Genomic DNA, 26739 nt, shown 5'->3' with positions numbered 1-26739 from the left:
TTCTTACATATTCCCAATGCGCTGAAAAGACCGTGAATTTGATTCACGGCCTTTTCTTTTTGTCCTGTTTACTTCGTGGTAGAGGTGCTATGGACTGGAGAAGAGGAAGCTGTTCTGCCGTTTCGCGAGGCATAAGCGATCAGCACTAGGGGTTCACCTGTTAGCTCAGCAAATTCATGCTCCAGCTGTTGAAGTCGTTCGATTTGGGCAGGACTGAGATTGGCGGGAAGATAGTTTTTCATCAAATCCGTTCCTTTCTTTAATGGATGGGACTGCACGGATAGTATGGCTCGGGACACGCTAATTGTTGCAGGTAGCGAAGGAAGCATGTAGTTGACAAAACAAGCTTGAATCTCCATCATAAAAAGTATAGCTTCGGCTCTCAGGGAGGAAAAGGACATGGAAGATAACGTGACGGGTAGTAGTGAGTACGTCGTAATTAAAGCGAAAAGCAACGGATGTCAGGTTTTTGGTCTGACCAGAGGTCAGGATACACGCTTGCATCATTCAGAAAAATTGGACAAGGGCGAAGTACTGATCGTCCAATTTACGGATCATACTTCTGCTATTAAAATTCGCGGCAAAGCCGTTGTGATGACCAAGCACGGGGTAGTAGATACGGAGGATTAAAATGCAGGCATAGCCTGCTTTTTTTTGTTGTAGAATGAGAGTGAGGACCTTTACCGTAGCAAACCCACATTATGAGGTAGAGGTCAGGGGAGGCTCTGATGAAACCTTGGATTGTATTCGGTGGCTCCATTCTCATAACCATCGCAGCAGCTGTGTTGCTGCCGTCCTTACAGGTGCTGGACTCAGGAACCGCAGCAGTTCGCGAGACACAGGCGACGATTTCGCCTCAGCAACGGGTGCTGCTGTCGGATGACAATCTGGTGGATACGCTGAATGAGCTGCCGTTGACCACACCGATTGCAAGCGCAAGCTGGGAACATTCAGTCCTGACCCTGGATGTCAAGCTGTCCAAGGAAGAAACTGCCCCACTAGAGATTTATCAAAACATGGCGGAGCTTGCCGCTTTTAGCTTTTACGGAACGACGAATGTACGGCAATTGCTGCTTCGGGTGGTGACACAGGACGAATGGTCAGGAGAACGTCATCTGCTGCTTGCATCCGATATACGCCGGAACGAGTGGACGAACGAGGCATTGGAACAGCTGAGAAGCCGGGAAGGCGCGGAATTGCCAGAGGATTTGAAGTCCCGTTTCCGCATTACAGTAACGCCCATGTGGCAAAACAGGTTTAACGGTGTATATACAGATTAGATGTTTCTGCCGGTGGACCTACAGTACTTTAGTCGCGAATCATTTTAAATTGTGATATAATATAAGGCATTGCAATTATTTGAATATAGCAGAAAGTCATGTCTCGGAGGCTTAGGATGAAACCGTATCGCGTACCCCAATTAGCAAGGAAATATGTGGAATACGACATGATTCAACAACATACGGAAATGCCGGCTTTTCCTGACAGCCGTACCCGTTTGATGTTTGTGTTTTTGAACCGGAATGCGCAGGAGCTGCATGCCAGTGAGGACGAACTGTACGCATTGGTAACCTCACTTGTGCAGATGGGGCTGGATACGCATGATATGATTGATACTTTATCGGGTATACGGAGCCCGAAGGAGATGCGTTCCAGACAGCTGAAAGTGTTAGCTGGGGACTATTTTAGCAGTCGTTTCTATCAGCTACTTGCACTGGCAGGCCGCATCACGGCCATTTCGAAGCTGAGTGATGCTGTATGTGAAGTGAACGCAGGGAAAATGAGTCTGTACTGGGGGATGAAGCAATTCCGATTGGATGCAACTCAGTATTTAACTCAGATGGTTCGTTTCAAAAAGGAGCTTTTTTTATCATTCACTTCACTTGTAGCAGAACAGGATCAGGAAATTTGGAAGCAGCTTCTCAACAAATTTGCCCTCTGTGACACCTTGGTGGAGGAATGGGGCAAGCGGACAGAACCGGACAAGTCCCGTTTCGGATATATGTTCTGGCATATTTATGGTAACGGGGACCGGAACGAGCAGGCATTGCTTTCAGAGAGTGGTACTGACACTGAAGCATGGCGTAAGCTTGTTCTGAAATACAAAGCCGAGGATGCGATACTGGACAAGCTTCGCACGGCTGTTACACACATCCGGCAGATCCTGTCAGATGATCAAAATACGGGGATCGAGGAATTTGAACGCATGCTTGAGCCTTTCCTGAAGCTGCTAAATAGTCCGCACCCAGTTGTGAGGGAAGGTTAGGTGAACGTGATGGGATCAAGCGACACCAAGCCGAAAGAGCAATTCGTTCATGGCGTGTTTGAAAGCATAGCAGGTAAATACGATTTGATGAACGATATACTGAGCTTTCGCAGACATAAGGCTTGGCGGAAATTTACGATGAAAAAAATGAACATGCATCGCGGCGATACGGCAATTGATCTTTGCTGTGGTACATGTGACTGGACGCTTGCGATGGCACGAGCAAGTGAAAGTGGTCACATCGTAGGACTCGATTTTAGTCAGAACATGCTCAATGTTGGCGAGCGTAAGATTACATCAGAATCCCGTGAAAAGCAAATTAAGCTTGTTCAGGGCAACGCGATGGAACTACCTTTTGAAGATAATTCATTTGATTATGCGACGATTGGTTTCGGTCTGCGCAACGTGCCTGATCTGCGCCACGTGTTACAGGAGATGCAACGAGTCGTCAAACCTGGCGGGCAGGTCGTATGTTTGGAATTGTCCAAACCTACTTGGCAGCCGTTCAAGGGAATTTACTACACATATTTTCAACACATCTTGCCCATGCTCGGCAAATTGTTCGCCAAACGTTATGAGCAGTATAAATGGCTCCCTGATTCGTTGGCGCTTTTTCCAGGAAGGGATGAGTTGGCTGGCATCTTCCGTGAAGTCGGATTGAAGGATGTTCAGGCTCATTCTCTCACCGGAGGCATTGCGGCATTGCACATTGGAATCAAGGAGAGTCAGCATGTTTAAGAAAATTGCTATTTTTTTGGAAATGATTAAAATTGAACATACGTTATTTGCGCTCCCATTTGCATTCATGGGGGCTGTATTGGGGTCTGTTATCGTGACAGGCAACCTTCCCTCTTGGCCGCAGATCGGCTGGATTCTGCTAGCTATGGTTGGCGCACGTAGCGCGGCTTTTGGCTTCAATCGTATGATTGACCGGGTGATTGACGGGAAAAATCCGCGCACAGCAGGACGCGCTATCCCGGCGGGGTTGCTCAAATCGAGCGAAGTGGTGATTTTCATTATCGTCAGTTTGGTGTTGTTATTCTGGGCATCATTCAAGTTAAGTCCGCTGGCGTTCAAGCTGTTCCCGCTGGCCTTTTTTATGCTCGTTTTTTATTCTTACACCAAGCGTTTCACTTGGCTTTGCCATATTGTGCTTGGTCTGACCATTGGTTTGGCGCCACTCGGCGCGTGGGTTGCAGTAACGGGACAAATAGATTTGACTGCAATCGTACTATATCTCACGATTGCATTTTGGACGGCGGGATTTGATGTAATTTATGCTTGTCAGGATATAGATTTTGACCAAAACGAAGGAGTTTATTCTATTCCTGCCCGTTTTGGTGTAGCAGGTGCGTTGAACATCGCTCGGGCATTCCACGTCATTACGGCAATCGGATTTATTGTACTGTTCTTTATTGCAGATTTAAGCTGGTGGTATCTGGCGGGCATGATTATTTCGTACATTATTTTATTTTATGAACACTATATCGTATCTCCAAAAGATTTGAGTCGTTTGCAGACGGCATTCTTTACTATGAACGGTGTACTTAGCACTGTCGTGTTTGCCTTTACACTGATTGATTTGGTGGTGCGTCAATACTAATGAATAATCAGGTGAGCGGACATCAAGGCAAACGAATCGTTATTGGCATTACAGGCGCGAGCGGAAGCATTTATGGTGTGCGACTGGTAGAGACTTTGCTGGACTTGCAATACACAGTTCACCTGATCGTTTCCAATGCTGGCTGGCGGGTATTGAAAGAGGAGTTGGGCTGGAATGTGACTGACCGGGAAGGGGCTTTGAATGAACAATTCGGAGGCCGTCCCGGTTCTCTTGTATACCATCCGTTCACAGATATTGGAGCTTCGATTGCGAGCGGCTCTTATTTGGTGGATGCGATGATTATTATGCCATGCTCGATGGGGACGTTGTCAGCAGTAGCACACGGTTCGTCCGATAATCTCATGGCGAGAGCAGCGGACGTGATGATGAAGGAAGGTCGTCCGCTGATCCTTGTGCCTCGTGAAACGCCTCTACATGCCATTCATTTGGAAAACATGCTTAAGCTTGCGAGACTCGGCGTCAAAATGATTCCGGCTATGCCGGCTTTTTACTTTCATCCGAAGACGCTGGATGATATTGTGCTGTTCCTCGTAGGCAAAGTATTGGACAGCTTGCGTATAGAACATCAACTGTTTACGAGATGGGGGGATTCCGATGCCGACGCCGGACACCAAGACAATCACAATCGGAAAAATTAAATATACAAACGCTTGGCCTATTTTTCATTATTTTAATCCTTCTGAGCTTCTCCATTCGGCGGAGATGGTTTCTAAAGTTCCGGCTGAATTGAATCGAGGTATGCTGAATGGGAGTTTGGATATCAGTGCGATGTCCTCATTTGCGTATGCATCGGGTGCTGAGGAAATGCTATTGTTGCCGGATTTATCCGTCAGTGCAGATGGTCCTGTGCAATCCATTTTACTATTTTCACGCAAGCCGCTTGACGAAATCAAAAACGGAACCATTGCACTAACGAATACGTCTGCTACATCCGTGAATTTGTTGAAAATTTTGATGCAAAAGGCATGGGAAGGTCAGCCTTCCTATTTTGACTGTGAACCGGATCTTGACTTGATGCTGGAACAGGCAGATACAGGGCTACTGATTGGAGATCACGCGATTAAGGCATCTTGGCGAAGCGAAGGTCTGTATGTTACGGACCTCGGAGAAGAGTGGAAGCGCTGGACGGGCTATAGTATGACTTTTGCTGTATGGGCAGTACGACGTGCTGTTGCTGCTCAAAATCCCGCGGCGGTGGCTGAAATTGCAAGTGCGTTCCGCGTAAGCAAGCAGCGTAGTCTGTCGGACCTGACGCCTGTTATTTCTGAAGCATGCGAGGAAATTGGAGGTCTGCGAGATTATTGGGAGCGCTACTTTACTAATCTGTGTTATGATTTTGGAGAGAAGCAACAACAAGGTTTAGAGCTTTATTTTCAGTATGCGCATGAACTGGGGCTGCTTGACCGACGAGTGAAGCCGCTTCTCTGGAGTGACAATACGCTGACACGGGTGAAAGAATGAAACGATTGGATTTGTTCGGTTTATTAAAGAAGGATATGAACTTTATAGAAGAAGAGTTGTATCGCAGTATCGACAGTACGGAGCCGTTGATTAATGATACGTCGCTTCATCTGCTTAAAGCAGGGGGCAAGCGTTTGCGTCCCGTATTTGTATTACTGGGAGGCAAGTTTGGGGAATATGATCTGGACAAGCTCAAACGTATAGCGGTACCTCTGGAACTGATTCATTCTGCCTCTCTCGTTCACGACGATGTGATTGACGATGCGGAAATGAGACGCGGTCAACCCACCGTGAAGTCCAAATGGGACAATCGGGTGGCTATGTACACCGGAGACTACATATATGCACGTGCGCTGTCTATTGCTGCTGGACTGCCGAATCCCGACATTCACCGGGTACTGTCTAAAGCGCTGGTGCAGATGTCCATTGGTGAAATGGAACAAATTCGTGATTTTTTTAATGTGGATCAGAGTGTGCGGAATTATTTGCTTCGCATACGGCGAAAAACGGCATTGTTGATTGCGGTTAGTTGCCAGCTGGGAGCTATGGCTGCAGGGGCACGAGAAAGTGTCAATTCCCTGCTGTACAGCTACGGCTATAACGTAGGTATGGCTTTTCAAATTCAGGATGATCTGCTTGATCTGTGTGGCACGGAAAAAAAGATTGGCAAGCCGCCGGGCAGCGATATGAGACAGGGGAATATTACGCTTCCGGTGATTTATGCGCTTGAACAGCCTGAGTTGCGTGCCGATCTACTGGCTGAAATCCGCCGCATTCAGGATGGAGATGGGCAAGGAGACGCACGCAAAGCGGTGGATATGATCAAAAAAAGTGAAGGAATCGCTAAAGCTGAAATTCTCGCCGACCGATATATTAATAAAGCGCTAAACGCGCTGGACTTACTACCAGATGTCAAAACAAAAAAGACGCTACGCGATATTGCTCATTTTGTAACACGCCGCTCCTACTAAAGTTGTGTTTTGGGTTTGCTGTGACAAAATGCTTTAACCGGTTCCAAGCTTTCTGTTACAATACAGTTTAGTACTGTATAAATACATTAGATTGGATTGGGAGTGAGCCGATGGATCGTACTTTTTTGATGGTTAAACCGGATGGTGTACAACGTGGATTGATTGGACGTATCATCAGTCGACTGGAAGACAAAGGCTTCAAAATGACGGCTGGCAAGCTTGTGCAAGTATCTAGAGAACAGGCAGAACGGCATTATGCGGAGCATGTGGGCAAGCCTTTTTTTGAAGAGCTTGTAGGTTTTATCACATCAAGCCCTGTGTTTGCTATGGTATGGGAAGGGGATAACATCGTTACGCTTTCCCGCTTGTTGATTGGTAAAACACAAGTAACTGAAGCTCTTCCGGGCACAATTCGTGGAGACTTTGCAGCACATACACCGTTTAACCTCATTCATGGTTCAGATTCACCGGAGAGCGCAGAGCGCGAGATTGCAAATTTTTTCATGCCGGAAGAATCCATTCGGTATGAAAAAAGTGTGGCGACCTGGATGTAAGTTAAATTACGTATGAAGAAGGATGGTAGCATGACGGATATGGAACTGGGTCAGACGGACCCCGATTACACAGCGTTTATCCGCAAAATCAAGGACAGCACAGGTATTGATCTTGCACAATACAAAGAAGCACAGATGAAAAGGCGGTTAACTACGCTTCGCAACAAAAACGGGTTTCCCAGTTTTGTTTCTTTTTATGATGCCATGATGAAGGAAAAACCTCTATTCTATGAATTTCTGGATCGAATGACGATCAATGTTTCGGAATTTTGGCGAAATCCCAATCGGTGGGAAGTGCTGCGAGATACAATCTTGCCACAGCTGCTTGTGGGGAAGCAGAAGCTTAAGCTGTGGAGTGCTGCCTGCTCGACTGGTGAAGAGCCTTATAGCCTGGCTATGGTTCTCGACGGTAAAGGGATTTTGGGGAATTGTTCCATTACAGCTTCCGACATTGATGACGGTGCATTGGCAAAAGCCAAGGAAGGCAAATATTTGGAGCGTTCGCTCAAGGATGTACCTGAGCAGGTGGCTAGCAAATATTTTAAGCCGGATGGTGCGATGTATCGAATTGATGACCGTTTGAAACAAGCCGTGAAATTTCAAAAGCAAAACTTGCTGCTGGATCGGTTTGAGGATGGTTATGATCTCATTATCTGTCGAAATGTAATGATTTATTTTACAGAAGAGGCCAAACATACGTTGTATCAAAAGTTTGCAGCCAGTCTTCGTCCCGGCGGTGTGTTATTTGTCGGTAGTACAGAGCAAATCTTTTCTCCTAACCAATATGGTCTGGAATCGACGGAAACCTTTTTTTATCGCAAAAAAGCATAAGCCTGCATGTATCATCCAAAGTTTGTAGGAACTTATTTATATCCTTGAGTAATTGATGGTTGGCTTATCAGCAAAGCACGTCCTTTAGCCCCTTTGGCTAAGAGGCGTGTTTTTGTTTATCTGCATACACGTGGCTTTTCTTGTCAAAGAAAGGTGCGTATACTATAATGAAGCACAGTTAAAGATTTTAGCGATGCACAGTTTAACAGTTTAAAGGGGGAACGCGTCATGAGTTTACGTTATTTAACCGCGGGGGAAACGCATGGTCCCCAGCTAACTGCCATTGTAGAGGGTATGCCGAGCAATTTAAAATTGGATTTTGAGGAATTGAATTTTCAGCTGCACCGTCGTCAGAAAGGGTATGGACGGGGTCGGCGTATGCAGATTGAAAAAGATACGGCGAAGATTGCCGGAGGCGTACGTCACGGCTATACCACAGGTGCACCGATTGCGCTGGTTGTGGAAAATAACGATTGGAAGCACTGGCAGAACATTATGAATATTGAGCCTATTGAAGGCAGTGATGAAGACAAGCGTCGGGTTCACCGGCCACGTCCGGGTCATGCGGATTTGAATGGCGGAATGAAATACAACCTGAAGGACCTTCGTAACGTGCTGGAGCGCTCCAGTGCACGTGAAACAGCAATTCGTGTGGCATGCGGCGGTTTGGCCCGTCAATTGCTGGCTGAGTTCGGAATCAAGGTGGCAGGTCAGGTCATCCGTATTGGGGAAATCGAAGCTCCTTACCGTGATTTGCCGATTGATGAGCTGATTGCCGTGACAGAAGCCTCCTCGGTGAGAGTAACCGATCCAGAAACCGAAAAGAAAATGGAAGCATACATTGATCTGATCAAGCAAGAAGGTGATTCAGTCGGTGGGGTAGTGGAGTGTATTGTAGAAGGTGTTCCGATTGGTCTGGGCAGTCATGTACAGTATGATCGGAAACTGGATGCACGTATCGCACAAGGCGTCATGTCGATTAATGCATTTAAAGGCGTGGAAATTGGCATCGGCTTTGAAGCAGGGGAATTGCGCGGTTCACAGGTGCATGACGAGATTCTATATGATGAGGAACGTGGATATCACCGTCGTACCAATCGTTTGGGTGGTTTTGAGGGTGGTATGACGAATGGAATGCCAGTTGTGGTTCGTGGCGTAATGAAGCCGATTCCCACACTCTACAAGCCGTTGCAAAGCGTCGACATTGATACAAAGGAAGCGTTCACCGCACAGGTTGAGCGTTCGGATGCATGTGCAGTGCCAGCGGCAAGCGTAGTCATGGAGCATGTCGTAGCTTGGGAGATTGCGAAAGCTTTGCTAGAAAAATTCGGTGGGGATTCGATTGAAGAGATTCGCGCGAATATTGCATCCTACGAAGAACAACTGGGGCGGTACTAAGATGAGTACGCTGACGGTACAACTTGGCGAACGTTCTTATCCTATTCATATCGGACGAGGGCTGTTACATCGAGCCGGAGAGTTGTTGAAGGAACGAGGAATTGCGCAAAAAAGCCCGTTGTTGATTGTTTCTGACGAAAATGTAGCGGGATTCTACTTGGCAACATTGGAGAGCAATCTTCAGGCATCTGGCTACAAGACAGTGTCCTTTGTCGTTAAGCCAGGTGAAACCTCCAAGTCGCTTGCTGTATTTGAGCAGGTCATAACAGCAGCCATTGAGGGCGGTTTGGATCGTAATTCAGCCGTTATTGCACTTGGTGGTGGTGTGGTGGGTGATTTGGCTGGATTTGTGGCAGCTTCTTATATGAGAGGTGTCAAGTTTGTACAGATCCCCACTACGATCCTTGCCCATGATAGTAGCGTGGGCGGTAAGGTCGGCATCAACCATCCTTTGGCGAAGAATATGATAGGAGCCTTCCATCAACCGGAACTTGTGTTATATGACGTAGATACGTTGTCTACCTTACCTCCTCGTGAGGTATCTGCCGGGCTTGCTGAAATGATCAAGCATGGTTTGATCTGGGATGCTGATTTCGCCCAGTGGTGCCGTGACCATGCGACTGATTTGCTTGCGCTGGATGCGACAGCTCTGGAGTACGGTCTGGAAAAGGGATGTTCCGTAAAAGCCGAAGTGGTGTCGCGCGATGAACGAGAAAATGATTTACGCGCTATTCTAAACCTAGGTCATACGATTGGTCATGCGATTGAAGCCATTGCGGGATATGGTGAGTTTTTACACGGAGAAGCCATTTCTATTGGTATGGTCGGCTCCGCACTTTTGGGCGTGAAGCTGGGGGCAGATCCTTCTTTGGTAGATGAAACGAAGGATATGTTGTCTTCGCTACGGCTACCGACCTCCCTTCCGTCACATCTCGATACAGATCGGCTGCTGGACGCGATGATGCATGACAAAAAGTTCAAAGAAGGCAGCATTACTTTTGTCGTCCCACGTAGCATCGGGCACGTGGAGGTTGTGAAGGATATTTCCGTCTCTTACATCCGACGAGTTATTGAACAGTTAAAAGAGGGGGCGTAACGATGTACAATCGGGGAATTCGTGGCGCGACGACCGTAGTGAATAATGAAGAAAACGAAATTTTGGAAGCAACATGCCAACTACTGGAGGAAATTGTATCCTACAATGAAATTCAGCCGGAGGATATTAGTAACGTATGGATTACGGTGACCCATGACCTGGATACTGCCTTTCCAGCCAAGGCCATTCGTCAGCTTGATGGCTGGGATATGGTTCCGCTCATGTGTGCATTAGAAATTCCTGTGGCAGGCAGTTTACCCAAGTGCATTCGTTTGATGGTACAGGTAAACACCGATAAATCCCAGCGTGAAATTAAACATGTATATTTGAACGGAGCACAGGCGTTAAGACCGGATCTGGCTTCCCAAGGGAAATAAGTGCCCGTTTTTAAAGTTGATGGTTGCCAAAGTAACATCCCATGAGATATAGTGTGTGTAGCAGAGTTAAGTAGAGTAGAGTTAGCCAGAGACAGAGTTGAGATGAGAAGAGTGCAGCCTTAGCCAATTCCATATGAGATTACAGAGATCGGCGGTAGCGGGTAAGCTTTTGTCTATGAAGAGATATTCTTCTACAGAGAAGCTTATTTGAGGCAACCTGTGCGGTTATACAAAAGGGATGAGTGTATACTTATCTATTTGCTGTAGTCATTTTACATATGGAGCATTCTTATAATTTCGATAACTGACAGCCTCTACCTTATCGGTAGAGGCTTTTTTATATTCTCTCCTTTGGTTCTGCGCCAATTTGGAAAGGAAGTGATCTCATGTTAACGCCGCATGTGGAGCAAGTGATAACGATGGCGAGTGAATTTAACCTGATTCCTGTGTACAAAAAAGTGCTGGCTGATATGGAGACGCCGATTCGGATTTTCCGTCGGTATGCCGAGCGGGACCGTGCCTTTCTGCTAGAGAGTGTAGAGGGAGGCGAACAGTGGGCGCGACATTCATTCATCGGTACAGACCCGTTCCTAATGGTCTCGGGTAAAAAAGGACGTTTGATATTGGAGCAACACGGTAAACGGCAAATATTAAACGACAAGCCGATTGAAGCGCTCAAAGCATTGCTTCGTAAATACCGTAGTCCGAAACTGAAAGAAATGCCTCCATTTACAGGGGGGGCTATCGGATTTTTTGGATATGACTTGCTTCAATACTATGAAAAGCTGCCAGAGCATTCGGTAGATGATTTGAATATGGATGATATTCGTTTTATGTTCTGCGATCAAGTAATTGTCTTTGATCATGTGAAACAGCAAATTTTGCTGGTCGGCAATGTTCATATAGGCGAAGGGTTTCGCGATGAGGACATTCGTGCTGCTTATGCTGATGTGGAACGCAGGTTGGAGGAAACGGCGCAGTATCTGCGCAAGCAGACCCCGCCTGAGCGATTAGGATCGGCTTCCATTCCTGATGATGTGGAACTAGGTGAGATCCAATCCAATATGACGAAGGAACAATTTATATCAAACGTAGAGCAGGCAAAGGAGTATATCCGCTCCGGTGATATTTTTCAGGTTGTACTATCCCAGCGTTTTCACATTGATACAGAGGCCTCTCCTTTACAGGTATACCGTGTGCTGCGCACGATGAACCCGTCGCCATATATGTATTATTTGAAAATGGATGACGAGATCATCGTAGGTACCTCGCCTGAGGCACTCGTCAAGGTAGAAAACGGCCAGGTAGAAACCCGTCCTATTGCAGGAACGAGACCGCGTGGGGTAACGGAGACAGAAGATGCGGCACTTGCTGAAGAACTGTTAAACGATGAAAAAGAGCGTGCAGAACATCTGATGCTGGTCGATTTGGGAAGAAATGATTTGGGCCGTGTATCACAGTTTGGCACAGTCAAATGCGATACGTTTATGGAAATTGAACGCTATTCCCATGTCATGCACATTGTTTCCAATGTGTCGGGTGAGCTACGTGAGGACAAAGATTTCTTCGATGCCTTCCTGTCTTGTCTGCCAGCTGGCACTGTATCGGGGGCTCCGAAGCTACGGGCCATGGAGATTATTGCTGAGTTGGAGCGGGAAGCACGCGGACCCTATGCAGGGGCGATTGGATATTTGGGCTTCTCGGGCAATATGGACGCTTGCATTACGATTCGCACGATTGTGTTTAAAAAGAACCGGGCCTATGTCCAGGCAGGCGCTGGAATTGTGTGGGACTCGGTTCCGGAAAGCGAGTATCAGGAGACGGTGAACAAGGCAAAGGCATTGCTGAAGGCAATCCGCACGGCAGAAGTGATGTTTCCGGCAACAACACAGCCCTATAACAGCGTCATCAACCAGGATTATTTGTACACTCCGTAACACACAAAAATCTGATTTTGAGGAGGAGACGACAATGGAACGACATGACATGATGCAAGTGGGGTTAAGCCGGATCATTGAGGGACAGCATCTTTCGCGTACGGAGGCCCGTAGCGTAATGGAACAGATTATGAGTGGAAGTGCTACACAGGCGCAAATTGGCGGGCTGCTGACGGCTCTTCGCCTCAAAGGGGAAACGGTAGATGAAATCACTGGTTTTGCCGAGGCTATGCGTAGCTACGCTAGTCCAGTGCAAGCTGAAGAAGGTAGTGGTCGTTTGCTGGACACATGTGGCACTGGAGGTTCGGGTATTCACAAGTTTAATATTTCCACGATATCCGCGATCATCGCAGCTTCGGTGTCAGTGCGGGTAGCAAAGCATGGCAATCGTTCTGCAAGTGGCCGTGCTGGGAGCGCTGATGTCCTGGAGGCATTGGGAGTCAACATTCATTTGACGAGTGATCAGGCTAGGTCTTGTCTGGACCGAATCGGCATCTGCTTTTTATTCGCGCAGCTGTATCATCCGTCTATGAAGCATGCCGCCGCGCCGCGTCGCGAGCTGGGTGTACGGACGGTATTTAATATGCTTGGTCCATTGACGAATCCGGCTGGTGCGGATCGGCAGCTGTTGGGCATTTATGACGCCAACAAAACGGAAGTCATTGCCGAGGTATTGAACCAGCTCGGCTCCAAACGGGCCATGGTTGTCAGTAGTCTGGATGGGCTAGATGAAATTAGTATTTCAGCTGCGACACGAGTATCCGAGTTGAAGGACGGCAAGGTTCACACGTTCGAGCTTCATCCGTCGGATCTGGGCTTGCAGACGCATTCTCTCGATCAGGTGCTGGGTGGCGACGCACAGGTTAACGCAGATATCATACGACGAATTTTGAACGGAGAGCATGGAGCTTATCGGGATGTTGTGCTAGCGAATGCAGGAGCGTGCATTTATGTATCAGGGGCAGCAGACACCTTGACGGACGGAGTAGCACGAGCGGCAGAAGCCATTGACTCGGGACTGGCACTCTCCAAGCTGGATCAATTAATACAGGCAACGGGGGAATATCAATATGTATCTTGATAAAATTGTGGTGACGAAGCGACAAGAAGTGGAGCAGCTTAAGAAGCATTTTCAAATAAGTGAAGCTGAACGATTAATTGCTGATTTACCTGCGACGAGAGGATTCGAAAATGCGATCGCGAGCGGACGCAACCGTCCGCTCGGACTGATTGCTGAGGTGAAGAAGGCTTCCCCATCCAAAGGGTTGATTCGACCGGATTTCCATCCTGTGGACATTGCACGTGCATATGAGGGAGCAGGAGCGGATTGCATTTCTGTACTGACAGATGTGACGTATTTTCAGGGGAGCCCTAAATATTTACAGCAAATTCGCGATCAGGTGAAGATTCCGCTGCTGCGAAAGGATTTTATCATTGATGAACGGCAAATATATGAAGCTCGTCTGCTGGGAGCGGATGCGGTGCTGTTGATTGCCGCTATCCTGGAACCGCGTGTATTAGGGTCCTTTTTACAGATCGCCAAGGACCTCGGGCTGGACGCATTGGTAGAGGTGCATGACAGCGAGGAGCTTAAAGCGGTGCTGGAGCTGGGGACAGCAACCTTGATTGGTGTAAATAACCGAAATCTGCGGACATTCGAGACTCGTCTCCAGACGACAGAGGAGCTGATCTCACTAATTCCTAAAGGGATTACGTTCATCAGTGAGAGCGGAATTGCGGGACCGGAAGATGTTAAGTATCTGTATTCGGTAGGTGCACACGGTATCCTGGTCGGGGAGCATCTGATGCGCAAGGAAGATGTAGGACAGGCTGTAGCCGAATTGATGGACGGGGTTAAAGCATGAACAAAACGGGCATAAAAATTTGTGGACTTCAAAGCGTTGAAGTGCTAAAATCTATGGTAAACTTACCGGTCGATTATATAGGTTTTGTGTTTGCCGACAGCAAGCGCCGGATTGACGGCGTACAGGCTGGAGAGCTGCTTCGCGTATTGGATGAATGGACCTCAGGCAGCAGACCGCGCAGCGTGGGTGTATTTGTGAACCCTGGTGATGCACTGTTAAATGATGTGATGGAGAAAGCACCCTTGGATGTCATACAGCTGCATGGGCAGGAAAGTCCGCAGCGCTGTCGGGAGATCAGGGAGCGTTTTGGTATACAGGTATTCAAGGCATGGTCTGCGGACAGTCAAGGACAGCTAGAACGCTCGGCGGACGAATTGGATGCCTATGTCGGGGCAATTGACGCTTTACTGCTGGATACATACGATCCCCTGTATGGTGGCGGCTCCGGAAAAACGTTTGCGTGGGATCGAATTCCTGCCTATCAGGCTTGGACTCATCAACATGGAATTCCTTTGTTTGTAGCCGGCGGGCTGACTGCCGATAATGCGGAAAAGCTAGTTCATGAGTATCATCCCGATGGGCTGGATATATCCAGCGGTGTAGAGACGAACGGAGTCAAGGACATTGCAAAAATCACAGCATTCGTAGAAAGGGTGAAGCAGGCATGACACAATTACCTGATAACAACGGACGTTTTGGAACATTTGGAGGACGTTTTGTACCGGAAACGTTGATGAACGCACTGATTGAATTGGAGGAATCCTACCGTAAGTACGCGGATGATCCCGAGTTTAAAGCAGAGTTGAACGGGCTCCTAAAGGACTATTCTGGTCGGGAAACGCCACTTTATCATGCGGAGCGTCTGAGTCAGCATTTGGGCGGGGCTAAAATTTACTTGAAGCGCGAAGATTTAAATCATACCGGTGCCCACAAAATCAATAATGCATTAGCTCAGGGTTTGTTGGCGAAGCGTATGGGTAAACAGAAGGTCATTGCTGAGACAGGCGCAGGACAGCATGGTGTCGCGACAGCGACTGTGGCTGCGTTGCTCGGATTGGAATGCAAGGTGTTTATGGGCGAAGAGGATACTGTGCGCCAGCAGCTGAACGTCTTTCGGATGCAGCTTTTGGGTGCAGAGGTCATTCCGGTGACATCGGGTACACGTACACTTAAGGATGCTGGGAATGAAGCTTTGCGTTACTGGGTCAGCCATGTCCATGATACGTTCTATATTTTGGGTTCAGCTGTCGGTCCGCATCCGTATCCGATGATGGTGCGGGACTTCCAACGTGTGATTGGTGATGAAACACGTCGCCAGATCCTAGAGAAGGAAGGCAGACTTCCGGATGTCATCGTGGCAGCGATCGGTGGCGGAAGCAATGCCATTGGCATGTTTTATCCTTTTATTGAGGATCAGGGTGTCGCTTTGATTGGCGTGGAGGCCGCTGGAAAAGGTGTCGAAACGGAATTCCATGCAGCTACGATGACCAAGGGAACACAAGGGGTCTTCCAAGGCTCTATGAGTTATCTGCTTCAGGATGAGTACGGACAAGTGCAGCCTGCGCATTCCATCTCGGCTGGACTGGATTATCCAGGTGTTGGACCGGAGCATTCATACCTGAAAGATATTGAGCGGGCCAAGTATGTTCCGATTACCGATCAGGAAGCGCTGGATGCGCTTCAGCTTCTCTGCCGTACCGAAGGAATACTTCCTGCATTAGAGTCGGCACATGCAGTTGCACAGGTCGTCAAGCTGGCACCTACGTTGACGGCAGATGATATTATCGTCATTTGTTTGTCTGGACGCGGGGATAAAGATGTGGACTCCATTATCAAGTATTTGGGAGGAAATCCGTTATGAATTTAATTGATCAGGCGTTTGGTCGCCTTAAAAATGAAGGCAAAACGGCATTAATTCCTTTTCTGACGGTAGGTGACCCGGATGTGGATACTACAATAGAGATCATTCGGCAGTTAGAGTCGGCCGGAGCTGACATATTGGAACTGGGTGTACCCTATTCCGACCCGCTGGCTGACGGTCCTGTAATTCAGCGCGCGTCTGAGCGTGCACTGAAACGGCAAATTTCCATCCGCACGTGCATGGAGACAGCTTCTCTGGCTAGGGCGGCAGGTTCAAGCCTGCCTTTTATTCTGTTCACGTATTATAACCCTGTATTACAGATGGGTATGGATGCTTTCTTCGCAGGCTTGCAGGAGCACGGTATCAGTGGTCTGATTATTCCGGACCTTCCGCTTGAGGAAGCGGAGGAGCTGGGAGGACGGGCAGCAGAGGTGGGTGTGCATCTGATTCCTCTGGTGGCTCCAACTTCTGAACAGCGGATCGAGCGAATTGTCCGTCAGGCCCGAGGATTTGTATACTGTGTATCCTCGCTGGGTGTAACCGGGGAAAGAGCTTCCTTTTTTGAAGGTATAGAGGGCTTTATCGCGCAGGTCAAACGGCATACGGATATTCCGGTAGCGGTCGGCTTTGGGATCTCTACTCAAGAGCAGGTAGCCCGGTTTTCAAACATTTGCGATGGAGTTGTGGTCGGCAGTGCTATTGTACGTCAGGTGGAAGAAGCCATTCCATTGCTGAATGATTCTGCGCGCAGGCAAGAAGGTCTTTTGCAAATTCATAATTTTGTGGCACAATTAAAGCAGTAATGGCTGTCAAAATAGAAAGTAATAAATATGTTCTGATTGGATAGAGGAGGTAGGGGCATGCAACCTAAACCGCATATTGTACATTTGCCAGTATATCAGCCCGGTAAACCGATTGAAGACGTAAAACGTGAGCTGGGACTCGATGAAGTCATCAAGCTCGCCTCGAACGAGAATCCGTATGGTAGCTCTCCCAAAGTGTTGCAGGCCATTCAGCAGGAGTTTGCTAACATTAGTGTATATCCTGACGGAAGTGCCGTAGCTTTGACACAGGCACTAGCTAAACGGACGGGTTTAAAAGAGGAACAGTTTATCTATGGCTGCGGATCTGACGAAATAATTGCGTTGATTACGCGTGCTTTTCTCCTTCCCGGGGAAGAAAGCATTATGGCCGATCAGACATTTTCCGTATACAAAAGTAACGTAGAAATTGAGGGAGCGGTTGCAGTTGAGGTGCCTTTGCGTGACGGTGTACATGATCTGGATGCTATGCTGTCCCACATCAATGACCGTACGAAAATTATTTGGATCTGTAATCCAAATAACCCGACGGGCACGATTGTACCCGAAGCAGAGCTGATTGCGTTTTTGGACCAAGTACCAAAGCATATCATGGTTGTACTGGATGAAGCCTACGCCGAGTTTGTGACGGATCGCTCGTATCCCGACGGCATTCGTTTGTTGCCAGCGTATGAAAACCTGGTTGTACTACGCACCTTCTCCAAAATCTATGGGCTTGCTTCGCTGCGCATTGGTTATGGTATGGGAGCTGAGTCAATCATTCGCTTGATAAATCAGGTTCGTGAACCGTTTAATACATCACGGGTAGCACAGGCTGCGGCCATTGCTGCCTTGGAAGATCAGGAATTTGTTCAAGAATGCCGGGATCGTAATGCAGAGGGCAGAGCTTATTTGCAAAATGAGCTGAAGCGTCTGGGACTGGAGTCTTTCCCGGCACATGGTAATTTTATTATGCTGGATGTACGTCGTCCATCCGGTGAAGTATTCCAGGAGTTGCTTCGTAAAGGTGTGATTATTCGCGCAGGTCATCACAAATATCCGACATATATTAGGGTGTCGGTTGGATCACAGCCGCAAAATGAGTTGTTTATTCGTGCGCTGGAACAGGTCCTGGGGGCGGAAGCGGCGAAAGTACGCCTATAATTTCCGCAGATGGGATTTGATAATTGATGAAGATTGCCATTTTCGGCGTGGGACTGATTGGTGGGTCCCTCGCACTTTGTTTTAAAGGGAAGCCAGATATTACTGTTGTCGGCCATGCTCATCTCCCAGAACTGATGGAACCGATGTTAAGCCGTGGTGTCGTGGACACCGCGACTCTCTCGGTTGAAGAAGCGGCAGCGGATGCCGATTTTATTTTTTTATGCGTACCTGTGGGCTTACTGGAGCATTATCTCGAACTGTTAAGCAAGTTACCGCTTAAAGCGGGTTGTATTATCACTGATGTAGGCAGCACGAAATCGGCAATTGCCAAGAAAGCATCAGAAATTTCTTTGCGCAACGCTTACTTTATCGGTGGTCATCCAATGGCCGGTTCAGAGCGTTCCGGTGTAAAGGCTGCTTCCGCGTTGCTGTTTGAAAACGCATATTATGTGCTTTCCCCGGCAGAGGGTGTGCCAGAGGAAGCATACAGTTCACTGGAACGTTTGTTAAAATATACTAGTGCTCATGTTGTGCGTGTCCAACCTGATATGCACGATGACATTGTCGGCGCGATTAGCCATCTTCCGCACATTATTGCAGCGGCGCTGGTGAATCAGGTGCGAAAGCACAATGATGAAAATCCGTTGTACCGTACATTGGCTGCCGGTGGGTTCCGTGATATTACACGGATAGCCTCTAGTGATCCGGTTGTGTGGCGGGACATCTTACTGAGCAATCGTGAAGTTTTACTAGGTCTGTTGGAAGAATGGAACGGACAGATTGAGCGTTTTACCCATTTACTGAGAATACAAGACGGTGAGGGAATAGCTGACGAGTTTTTGACAGCTGGGCACTTCCGCAGTGAACTGCCAGAGCGTCGCAAAGGAGTCATCGTCTCCACGTTTGATCTGTATATTGATGTACCGGATACCCCAGGGATTATCGGGCGAATTGCTATGGAACTCGGTAATCACAGCATTAATCTGAGCAATATGCAAATCATTGAAAGCCGGGAGGATGTCCCAGGCATCATGCGGCTTTCCTTCCGTCAAGAGCAGGATTGGGAGCGTGCTAAGACTCTGCTGGATTCGATGGGCTATAAAGTGGTGGTATAGGAAGGAAAGTGAGATGTTCGTTAAGGAGGCCGCTTCGCGATTCATTTAATCTTACGATCGCTGTTGCCGCCGGATTTTTTTCGATCAGATTCTTTAATGGGAAAATCCGGTGGCAAAGGCGAACGCTCCGCTTCTCCAGATTCAAATGAACCTCTGCGCTACTGACCGCCTTAAAAGCAACACGCACTTTCTGGGAGTGAAGTAGTAGAAAAGATTTAGAGCGGACGAAGGTTTCTTCGTCCGCTTTTTTTTAAAGCTCCTTTTTTTGAATAAAAAAAAGACCACCCGGGTAAAGCCCCGGGTGGTAGCTACTTTTAGTGAAGTAGCTGAGTAGGATAGGAGTGGAGAGAAACCATACTGTACTTTTATTATATGTATACGTTTTCATTTTGTCAATAATTTTTTAAAGCGTTTTCTTTTTGTGTATTTATCCTTATTGGTGCATTTGAATAGAACACTTTCAATCGGTTAGTCATTTAATCTTGAAAAAATTTAAAATCCATTGAAAAGCTGTATAAATGAATTAGTTGCCAGCGTTAGGGAGGCATTGATGGAAATCGTGGGGATTTTGGACTTTTTTACTGGCGGTCATTTTGTGGTACAATGGGTAAGTCCATTTTGGATGTTGAATATTGTTGGGGATAGCACCGTTAATGTTGGCACTACATAGGGTAAGAAAATAACAAATGTTCCATGATGCTGTTTCATCCATTTGCGCAGAGTGCGCAACTTTTTTTGACCTGTTCGGTATATATAGAAAGAATCGAACGGGAAAACAGCACATGTATGGGCGAGGAGGGTCTCACTCGGATGATGACAGATTCCCAGATGATTCAGGAAATCAAACAAGGTAATGTTGAGGTTTATTCAGAATTAATGAGGCGGCACCAACGTAAAATTTTAGCTTTTGTTTATCATATGCTGAAAAGTTCGAACCTGGAAATGATTGCTGAGGACTTATGCTCAGAGACGTTTTATAAAGCGTATCGGAGCCTGCACTCTTTTCGCGAGGTAGACGCATCGTTCTCCACTTGGTTATATACAATTGCACGCAATACGGTGCTAAGTGAGCTTCGCAAGCACCGTAGCGGTCAGGTTCCATTGGAGGAGAGCGGTTATGTACCGGTAGCTCCATCGGATGTAATTCCGGAGCAGGCCGTCCTTCGCGGTGAGAAGGTAGAGATGGTTCGTGAAGCGATCAATAAATTGCCTGAGAAGCAGCGATCTGCGCTGATTTTGCGTGAATATGAGCAATTAGATTATCAGGAGATTGCGACTATTTTAGGACAGACGGTCAGTGCGGTGAAGTCATTGCTTTTCCGGGCAAGAACCAGTGTGAAGACGCAGTTGGAGCCTTATTTTTTTGAGCCTCTCTATGAGGAAAACGAAGGGATGAGCAGCCAATGAAATCCAGGGACACTGAGGATTTGTTCGCTACAGGCAAAAATGTATCGAAACAAGACTCGGAGCGCAGACGGGCCAAAAGCTCGTCTGCTGGGTGGGAGCATGGTTCGGAAGAAAAAGAGTTGGATTTGTCAAAAGAAAATCGATCCGCCATTCGTGATATTTCCTTTGAAATAACAGATGATAAGCTAGAGGCAATGAATCGCAGGGTCATGGATCGAATTTATGAAGAATCACCGTGGCTTGTTCCGGGCGAGCATCGACGTGCGCGTGTGAACCCAGCAGCCCGTAAGTATATGTCTGTATGGATCGCCGGCTTCTTGGCCGTATTTTTATGCAGCTTTTTGTTTTTGAACTGGAATGGAAGCTCCTCTCAGGAAAATCCCCCTCAAGCAGCTCCTGTCATGGACACTGGTATTTTACCGACAGGCCTGTTGGAAACTACAAGTACATCTCCACAATATCAATACCACATTAAAGATGTGAATAGTGGCATTATGGACCCGCTGGTTGCTAGCATTGTTCCTACTTATCCGCAATACTGGATGCTGTTGTCTGTATTGGCACTTGCGCTTGCTTTATTTTCTCTGGGCTGGATCCATCGGGCGAGAAGGGTCAGAAATTAGCAGGACAGCTGGTCCAATATGAATTCATAATAATGACTGAATAACAAAACAGCGGAGGAAACGACACGATGCTTATTGGCTTGATCAGACATGGATTGACGGATTGGAACGCGGTAGGGAAAATCCAGGGCCACAGTGATATTCCGTTGAATGAGGAAGGGCGCAGACAGGCACGCCTGCTAGCAGAACGATTAAAGGAAGAGCCTTATCATTGGGACGGGCTTATTACAAGTAGTCTCTCCAGAGCGAAAGAGACTGGGGAGATTATTGCTTCTGCTCTGCATCTCCCGTTGTTAGAGCCTGATGATCGACTAAGAGAACGTGCTTATGGTCAGGTCGAGGGCATGACACAGGCCGAGCGTGAAGAGAAGTGGGGAGTCGACTGGCATCTGCTGGATCTAGGGCAGGAAAGCGATGCGGATCTTCAGCTTCGTGGGCTAGCTTTTATGGAGGCCATTTGGACGGAAAATCGGGACAAGAATCTGCTGGTCGTTTCCCACGGCGGTTTTTTGGCTAATTTGTATAAGGCACTGTATCAGGAAAAATTCACGGAACGAATCGGCAATTTGTCACTTAGCGTACTCCAGCGTGAGGATATGGATTGGGCACCACTTTTGTATAATTGCACGAAGCATTTGCAAGAGAAAAGTGACTGTAACTCAAAAAGTTAGTAAAAGACCAAGGCTTCTACTTATCGTAGAAGTCGTGGTCTTTTTTGTTTTTTAATTATACCTTTGCAAAAAAGAGGTTTAGAGTCTGAACAATCCGTCAAAGCTGTGGGTACAACAGGTAAGAATCAATTCCGGATGACAGTCCAGTGACGAGGCGATGGAACAATGAATCTGGCGGATATGCTGACATTTGCGGATATTGTGCATTTGAACAGAATCGCGGTGTATTACGATTGTGACTGTAAACCTAATTCCAAGCATGAGTTGATCCAGGGGATTTTGACGAAGCTCGGCAGCAGTAGTTTTTTTGAGACGCAGGTCAAGGAGCTGAGGTTGTCAGAGGTAAGGTTTTTGAACGCGCTGCTGTTCGATGACCGACCGTATTTCAGCATGGAGGAATTGGTTGCAATAGCCAAACAGTCTGTTGAGGAGGACGAAAGTCCTGGTGAGCGGCCAAGGGATATTGTGACCCGTCTGCGTTCTAGTGGCTGGTTGTTCAATGGTTCGACGCACAATACGAGGTATTTGTTCCAAATTCCGTTGGATATGAAGGAGCGCTTTCGACGTGTTATGGTACATGACTTCCAAAGCGGAATGACCCGGGTGAGCGAACCGTCGTCGTACCGGGATGAAGGGCATCTGCTGGCAGAGGATTTACGGCTTTTCCTTCAATACATGGGGCAGCATGAGGTTCCGCTAAATCCCGAGGGAGCTTGGTATCGTCGCAATCAGCAGCAGCTGATGGAGCATTTGCACATTGCGGAGCCGCTTTTGGGTAAGGGAGGATGGCGTTTCGGGTATGGCTCCTCTTTTAAGTTTTATCCAGACCGAATGGCACTACTGTATGATTATGCCCGTCACTCCAAGTACATTGAGGAGAAAGGGGACCAAGTTGTGCTGACGACAAAGGGAGAAGCGCATCAGGAGCATACAATTGAGCAGGAAATGATACAGCTATTCAGGTTTTGGTTAAGATTGTATAAAGGAGCCGTTCCTAATTTGCTCTCTCTAGTCTACTGGATTGGAGAATGTGCCAGGCCTTGGACGTCCTCAGAGTCGCTTTTTGTACATATCGGCCCACTGATTCGACCGTTTTACTATGATACGCCCCGTTCGGTCTTTGATCAGAGGATTATACGAATGATGCTTCACTTGGGTATGCTTCGTCAGGGTGATCATTCGACAGGACCATCTGTACAGATGACGGCCTGGGGGCTGAAGTTGGCGGGAGAGTGCCGCATTGGGCGGAACGACTCGGGTATACGGCTCCATTGACAAGCAGCACACATGTTGATAGAATTTCACCCAAAATGAGAGGGTGAAGTTGATGCTGATTCACTATAACGGAAACATGCCACAGCTCCATTCATCTGTCTATATGGCAGAAGGAGCAAAAATTGTCGGAAAAGTAACGATCGGTCAAGATTCCTCTGTATGGTTTAATGCCGTACTGCGCGGAGATATGGCGCCTATCATCATCGGTGAACGCTGCAATATTCAGGACGGTGTCGTGGGACATGTGAACACGGATCAGCCCCTGTTGCTGGCGGATGACATTTCGGTAGGTCATGCTGCAATAATCCACGGTTGTACGGTAGGCAAAGGCACTTTAATCGGTATGGGGGCCATTGTACTCAACGGAGCGGAGCTTGGTGAATATGCTTTAATAGGAGCAGGGTCGGTCGTTACGGAAAATACCAAAATACCACCCTATACTCTTTCTCTCGGTACACCTGCCAAAGTGGTGCGCGAATTGACAGATGCAGATTTGCAGCGGATGTCACGAACGGCACTCAGCTATGTGGCGAAAGGAAAAGAATATAGGATCTCTTAAACTCATGTTGGAGGTGCATCCTATGGATAAAATGAAGGTTACTTATGAAGTAATGTTGGGCCTGTCTGCTGAGATGGTTTTGGACGAGGCATTACGTAAACACCGGAGTGAAAAACTCTACAAGGATATTGATGAGGCGCTAGCCTCCGGAGATGAAGTAGCTTTTCGTCATCTTACGGATGAGCTGAAAGCAATGAGTTAGAACAATTTTAGGAACCCTAAGTTGGATTTCAGACAAATCGTTAGTTCGAGATTATAATCATCAAACCTGACTGTAGCGGCGGTCAGGTTTTTTTGATACGCTTGGATATGATATAGTCTTTGTAGGATGGAACCTGTACAAGGTAACTGTCGTATGAACGGAGGATGAAGGACGTGTCGTTATCTTATTTGTGGAGCCGGTCGTTCTTGACGAGCCGGCCTTTTTTGTGGCTGCTGTTCTGGTGTAATTTTGTGGGAACAGTGTATGGGTACATATGGTATGGGGGGCAGTTGGAATATACACTAAATTATCACCCGTTGTGGCAGATTGTATTTGTGCCTGATAGTCCGACGGCGAGTCTGTTTTTTACGATCTCTATAGCATTTTTGCTCTATTCTCCGCATCTCAAGAGCTTAAAGGTCATTCGGCAGATCATGGAGGCGTTGGCTGTTGTCACGAGTGTAAAATATGGCATCTGGGCTTCGGCTATTATTTTTTGGGGAGTCGCGCAGGGGGGACACATGATATGGCAGGATTGGATGCTGGTGGCATCTCACACGGCAATGGCGGTCGAAGTGTTACTGTTCGTGCGTTTTTTCACCTGCAAATGGACTGCTTTATGCCTAGCTGCACTCTGGACATTGTTAAATGATACGATGGATTATACATTTGGCATATATCCGTATCTTCCGAAGACGCTAACGGATGATGTACCGCAAGTGCGTGCTTTTACCTATATGCTGACCCTTGTCAGTATCATAGCGACATGGCTTGCCATGTTTGGGCGCAATCGAATGGGAGTAGAAGTGGAGAAATAGAGATGAATATTGTTATAAGCCAAAAAGAATATATATTTAAAAAAGGAATCCGTGATGATCTTAAAATAAGAAAGAGCTTTAATCAATTAGCCAAACAAAGCTTTGGTTTTGATTTTGAGGCTTGGTATCAATTGGGCTTTTGGAATGATAAATATATCCCTTACGTACTTTTAGATGGGGAGGCTGTTGTGGCTAATGTATCTATAAGTCTGATGGATTTTTGTTTGTCGGGTGAAATAAGAAAGTATATCCAAATCGGAACTGTAATGACGGATACCAACTATAGAAATCAAGGGTTGAGCCGGTTTTTAATAGAACGTGTATTAGAAGATTGGCAGGGCAACTGTGATGCTATGTATTTGTTCGCAAATGATAGTGTGAAGAATTTTTACCCTAAATTCGGGTTTGTTTCGGTACAAGAATATCAATTAAACCGGAAAGTAGCCGCAAACAACGTAGACATTAAAGTTGAGAAATTGAACATGGAAGAGCAGTCGGATTTAAATTTACTGAAAAATAAAAGTGCTAGATTAAATCCGTATTCACTTTTTGCTGCGAAAAGTAGTGAATGGCTGGTCTTATTCTATGCCATCTCGTTTTTTAATGATAAATTTTGGTATATACCTCAATACGATACGATTGTGGTTGCAGATTTTGAAGGGGATACGATGAATTGTTACGATATTTATGGAACGGGCGAAATTCCTATGGATATCATACTGTCAGCGGTAACGAAACAAGAAACGAAGAAGGTTGTTTTTGGCTTTACACCAAGAGAACAGGAAGGCTGCAATATTTCTCTGTTGAAACAGGAAGATACGACGCTATTTTATAAAACTAAAGATCAAAACACATGTAAAGAAAACCAACGAATGTTTCCTATTTTGTCCCGGGCATAACCCGGCTTCAAACGATTCGTCCTAAAGCAAGTTCTAGTCCCGGTAACCTTGCCATACAGTAAGGTGAGGAGGGATGTCCCATGTTTAGGGGTCAGGCGTTTCAAATTATGATACGTATTGTTTCGAGTGTTGTTTTATCTATGGTCCTGCTGCTGTCTGTCTGCGTCCCTCCAGGTGTGGCAGAAGCGCGTGATCAGTCAAAACCCATAGGAAATACAAAAGAAATTGAGGAACTAGATCATGCAGCTGCGATACTGTACCGGGATGTCATGGACGGGAACATTGAAAAAGCGCGCGCGGATGTAGCCGAGGTGAGTAGATGGTTTGGCACCGGACAGGTGCAGGCAGCGTTATCTGTAGAGGCCATTCATGCTTTGTCCGGCAGCATCCTTGAGGTGCAGCAAGCTACTCAGTCCGTCCAAGCATCACCGGATGAGTGGGTGAAGGCTGCGGCCAATTTACGACTTGCGACCGATGCGCTTGCACATCCGCGTCAGCCTTTATGGCAGCAGTATTATAAGATTTTAAAAGAAGATGTTAGTGGCTTGAACAGCCAGTTTGCTAAAGGTAACATGAAGGGTTTCAAAGCTGGAGCCGCAGTGCTGGAGGACCACTATGAGACGATCCGTACAGCAGCATTGATTCATGGCAGAACAAGTGAAGTTGTCCGGGCTGATTCATGGATTTCCTACGTCAAAGGTTTGGGGGATCAGCAAAATGCAGATGCCTCAGCGATTAGAGGGGCGTTGGATCAGGGGAATCCGACGTTTAATGCCTTGTTTGGACGTGAAAAAGACGCCACTGCCCTGGCGCCATTTATCCCGCGTGAAAGTGAGCGCCGGGCAGAATTGGCAATCGGCATGATTGTTCTGCTGGCGCTGGTCTATGCAGGTTATCGTAAATATCGAGCTGGTCTCTCTGGATAACGATGCAAAATTCAAACATTCGCGTCGTTGGCTGCTGAG

General features: G+C 47.1%; 31 protein-coding genes. 30 read left to right on the top strand and 1 reads right to left on the bottom strand.

Features of this window, described 5'->3' with window-relative positions; genetic code table 11:
* Window positions 1-68: 68 nt before the first annotated feature.
* Entirely contained in the window at window positions 69-362 is a 294-nt protein-coding gene (locus ACM1ND_RS16005) for a hypothetical protein (protein WP_034095056.1), read from the bottom strand.
* A gap of 37 nt (window positions 363-399) precedes the next feature.
* On the opposite strand from ACM1ND_RS16005, the gene mtrB reads away from it, so the two are divergent.
* The 30 genes from mtrB (at window position 400) to ACM1ND_RS15855 (ending at window position 26700) form a co-directional block, all read left to right on the top strand.
* On the top strand, window positions 400-630 hold the full coding sequence (mtrB, locus tag ACM1ND_RS16000; RefSeq protein WP_013310730.1) for a trp RNA-binding attenuation protein MtrB: 231 nt from the start codon (window positions 400-402) through the stop codon (window positions 628-630).
* A 98-nt stretch (window positions 631-728) separates the two neighbouring features.
* Window positions 729-1280 (top strand): hypothetical protein, encoded by a 552-nt coding sequence (locus ACM1ND_RS15995; protein ID WP_023989175.1) that lies wholly within the window; start codon window positions 729-731, stop codon window positions 1278-1280.
* A gap of 116 nt (window positions 1281-1396) precedes the next feature.
* Window positions 1397-2266, top strand: a complete 870-nt coding sequence (locus ACM1ND_RS15990) for a heptaprenyl diphosphate synthase component 1 (RefSeq protein WP_023989174.1) — start codon at window positions 1397-1399, stop codon at window positions 2264-2266.
* A gap of 9 nt (window positions 2267-2275) precedes the next feature.
* Window positions 2276-3004 (top strand): demethylmenaquinone methyltransferase, encoded by a 729-nt coding sequence (locus ACM1ND_RS15985; protein WP_023989173.1) that lies wholly within the window; start codon window positions 2276-2278, stop codon window positions 3002-3004.
* Window positions 2997-3869: a UbiA-like polyprenyltransferase gene (locus ACM1ND_RS15980; RefSeq protein ID WP_028540635.1), complete on the top strand. Its 873-nt coding sequence runs from the start codon at window positions 2997-2999 to the stop codon at window positions 3867-3869. The genes ACM1ND_RS15985 and ACM1ND_RS15980 overlap by 8 nt, the downstream gene beginning before the upstream one ends.
* A complete protein-coding gene (locus tag ACM1ND_RS15975) occupies window positions 3869-4528 on the top strand; it encodes a UbiX family flavin prenyltransferase (protein WP_013310725.1) in 660 nt (219 codons plus the stop codon). The genes ACM1ND_RS15980 and ACM1ND_RS15975 overlap by 1 nt, the downstream gene beginning before the upstream one ends.
* Window positions 4485-5351 carry a menaquinone biosynthesis protein gene (locus ACM1ND_RS15970; protein ID WP_316243896.1) on the top strand — a complete coding sequence of 289 codons (867 nt, stop codon included), beginning with the start codon at window positions 4485-4487 and terminating at the stop codon, window positions 5349-5351. Before ACM1ND_RS15975 ends, ACM1ND_RS15970 begins: the two co-directional genes overlap by 44 nt.
* Complete coding sequence (locus tag ACM1ND_RS15965) at window positions 5348-6322, top strand: polyprenyl synthetase family protein (protein WP_013310723.1); 975 nt, start codon at window positions 5348-5350, stop codon at window positions 6320-6322. The genes ACM1ND_RS15970 and ACM1ND_RS15965 overlap by 4 nt, the downstream gene beginning before the upstream one ends.
* Window positions 6323-6432: 110 nt before the next feature.
* Entirely contained in the window at window positions 6433-6876 is a 444-nt protein-coding gene (gene ndk / locus ACM1ND_RS15960) for a nucleoside-diphosphate kinase (RefSeq protein ID WP_028540637.1), read from the top strand.
* 30 nt (window positions 6877-6906) lie between these two features.
* Window positions 6907-7707 (top strand): CheR family methyltransferase, encoded by an 801-nt coding sequence (locus ACM1ND_RS15955; protein ID WP_023989169.1) that lies wholly within the window; start codon window positions 6907-6909, stop codon window positions 7705-7707.
* A 228-nt stretch (window positions 7708-7935) separates the two neighbouring features.
* The gene (gene aroC / locus ACM1ND_RS15950) at window positions 7936-9105 is read left to right on the top strand and encodes a chorismate synthase (RefSeq protein ID WP_028540638.1); all 1170 of its coding nucleotides are present in this window, start codon (window positions 7936-7938) and stop codon (window positions 9103-9105) included.
* Window position 9106: 1 nt separating this feature from the next.
* Entirely contained in the window at window positions 9107-10201 is a 1095-nt protein-coding gene (gene aroB / locus ACM1ND_RS15945) for a 3-dehydroquinate synthase (RefSeq protein ID WP_023989167.1), read from the top strand.
* A gap of 2 nt (window positions 10202-10203) precedes the next feature.
* A complete protein-coding gene (gene aroH, locus ACM1ND_RS15940; RefSeq protein ID WP_013310718.1) occupies window positions 10204-10578 on the top strand; it encodes a chorismate mutase in 375 nt (124 codons plus the stop codon).
* A 386-nt stretch (window positions 10579-10964) separates the two neighbouring features.
* Window positions 10965-12515: an anthranilate synthase component I gene (gene trpE, locus ACM1ND_RS15935; protein ID WP_053325671.1), complete on the top strand. Its 1551-nt coding sequence runs from the start codon at window positions 10965-10967 to the stop codon at window positions 12513-12515.
* 34 nt (window positions 12516-12549) lie between these two features.
* Complete coding sequence (gene trpD, locus ACM1ND_RS15930) at window positions 12550-13596, top strand: anthranilate phosphoribosyltransferase (RefSeq protein ID WP_028540640.1); 1047 nt, start codon at window positions 12550-12552, stop codon at window positions 13594-13596.
* The gene (trpC, locus tag ACM1ND_RS15925) at window positions 13586-14380 is read left to right on the top strand and encodes an indole-3-glycerol phosphate synthase TrpC (protein WP_028540641.1); all 795 of its coding nucleotides are present in this window, start codon (window positions 13586-13588) and stop codon (window positions 14378-14380) included. Before trpD ends, trpC begins: the two co-directional genes overlap by 11 nt.
* Window positions 14377-15048: a phosphoribosylanthranilate isomerase gene (locus ACM1ND_RS15920; protein ID WP_418026296.1), complete on the top strand. Its 672-nt coding sequence runs from the start codon at window positions 14377-14379 to the stop codon at window positions 15046-15048. The genes trpC and ACM1ND_RS15920 overlap by 4 nt, the downstream gene beginning before the upstream one ends.
* The gene (trpB, locus tag ACM1ND_RS15915; protein ID WP_418026295.1) at window positions 15045-16241 is read left to right on the top strand and encodes a tryptophan synthase subunit beta; all 1197 of its coding nucleotides are present in this window, start codon (window positions 15045-15047) and stop codon (window positions 16239-16241) included. The genes ACM1ND_RS15920 and trpB overlap by 4 nt, the downstream gene beginning before the upstream one ends.
* A complete protein-coding gene (gene trpA / locus ACM1ND_RS15910; RefSeq protein WP_023989161.1) occupies window positions 16238-17044 on the top strand; it encodes a tryptophan synthase subunit alpha in 807 nt (268 codons plus the stop codon). The genes trpB and trpA overlap by 4 nt, the downstream gene beginning before the upstream one ends.
* Window positions 17045-17101: 57 nt before the next feature.
* Window positions 17102-18205: a histidinol-phosphate transaminase gene (hisC, locus tag ACM1ND_RS15905; RefSeq protein WP_023989160.1), complete on the top strand. Its 1104-nt coding sequence runs from the start codon at window positions 17102-17104 to the stop codon at window positions 18203-18205.
* Window positions 18206-18231: 26 nt separating this feature from the next.
* A complete protein-coding gene (locus ACM1ND_RS15900; protein ID WP_418026294.1) occupies window positions 18232-19320 on the top strand; it encodes a prephenate dehydrogenase in 1089 nt (362 codons plus the stop codon).
* 810 nt (window positions 19321-20130) lie between these two features.
* On the top strand, window positions 20131-20727 hold the full coding sequence (locus tag ACM1ND_RS15895; RefSeq protein ID WP_179086207.1) for an RNA polymerase sigma factor: 597 nt from the start codon (window positions 20131-20133) through the stop codon (window positions 20725-20727).
* Window positions 20724-21350, top strand: a complete 627-nt coding sequence (locus ACM1ND_RS15890) for a hypothetical protein (RefSeq protein WP_023989156.1) — start codon at window positions 20724-20726, stop codon at window positions 21348-21350. Before ACM1ND_RS15895 ends, ACM1ND_RS15890 begins: the two co-directional genes overlap by 4 nt.
* Window positions 21351-21418: 68 nt before the next feature.
* Window positions 21419-22021, top strand: coding sequence for a histidine phosphatase family protein (locus ACM1ND_RS15885; RefSeq protein WP_068941607.1), 603 nt, complete (start codon window positions 21419-21421; stop codon window positions 22019-22021).
* A 165-nt stretch (window positions 22022-22186) separates the two neighbouring features.
* Window positions 22187-23296, top strand: coding sequence for a hypothetical protein (locus tag ACM1ND_RS15880; RefSeq protein ID WP_068941609.1), 1110 nt, complete (start codon window positions 22187-22189; stop codon window positions 23294-23296).
* A gap of 52 nt (window positions 23297-23348) precedes the next feature.
* Window positions 23349-23855: a gamma carbonic anhydrase family protein gene (locus tag ACM1ND_RS15875; RefSeq protein ID WP_023989153.1), complete on the top strand. Its 507-nt coding sequence runs from the start codon at window positions 23349-23351 to the stop codon at window positions 23853-23855.
* Window positions 23856-23877: 22 nt separating this feature from the next.
* Window positions 23878-24057 (top strand): IDEAL domain-containing protein, encoded by a 180-nt coding sequence (locus tag ACM1ND_RS15870; RefSeq protein ID WP_013371655.1) that lies wholly within the window; start codon window positions 23878-23880, stop codon window positions 24055-24057.
* A gap of 173 nt (window positions 24058-24230) precedes the next feature.
* Window positions 24231-24875 (top strand): DUF1405 domain-containing protein, encoded by a 645-nt coding sequence (locus ACM1ND_RS15865; RefSeq protein ID WP_028540646.1) that lies wholly within the window; start codon window positions 24231-24233, stop codon window positions 24873-24875.
* 2 nt (window positions 24876-24877) lie between these two features.
* A complete protein-coding gene (locus ACM1ND_RS15860) occupies window positions 24878-25774 on the top strand; it encodes a GNAT family N-acetyltransferase (RefSeq protein WP_279832760.1) in 897 nt (298 codons plus the stop codon).
* A gap of 80 nt (window positions 25775-25854) precedes the next feature.
* On the top strand, window positions 25855-26700 hold the full coding sequence (locus ACM1ND_RS15855; protein ID WP_023989150.1) for a sporulation protein YpjB: 846 nt from the start codon (window positions 25855-25857) through the stop codon (window positions 26698-26700).
* Window positions 26701-26739: the final 39 nt, after the last annotated feature.

Origin of the sequence: Paenibacillus sp. JJ1722, assembly GCF_048282685.1 — a bacterium.
Classification (GTDB): Bacteria; Bacillota; Bacilli; order Paenibacillales; family Paenibacillaceae; genus Paenibacillus; species Paenibacillus polymyxa_B.
The sequence above is the reverse complement of the archived record's forward strand: the minus strand, read 5'-3'. Positions and strand labels throughout refer to the sequence as shown.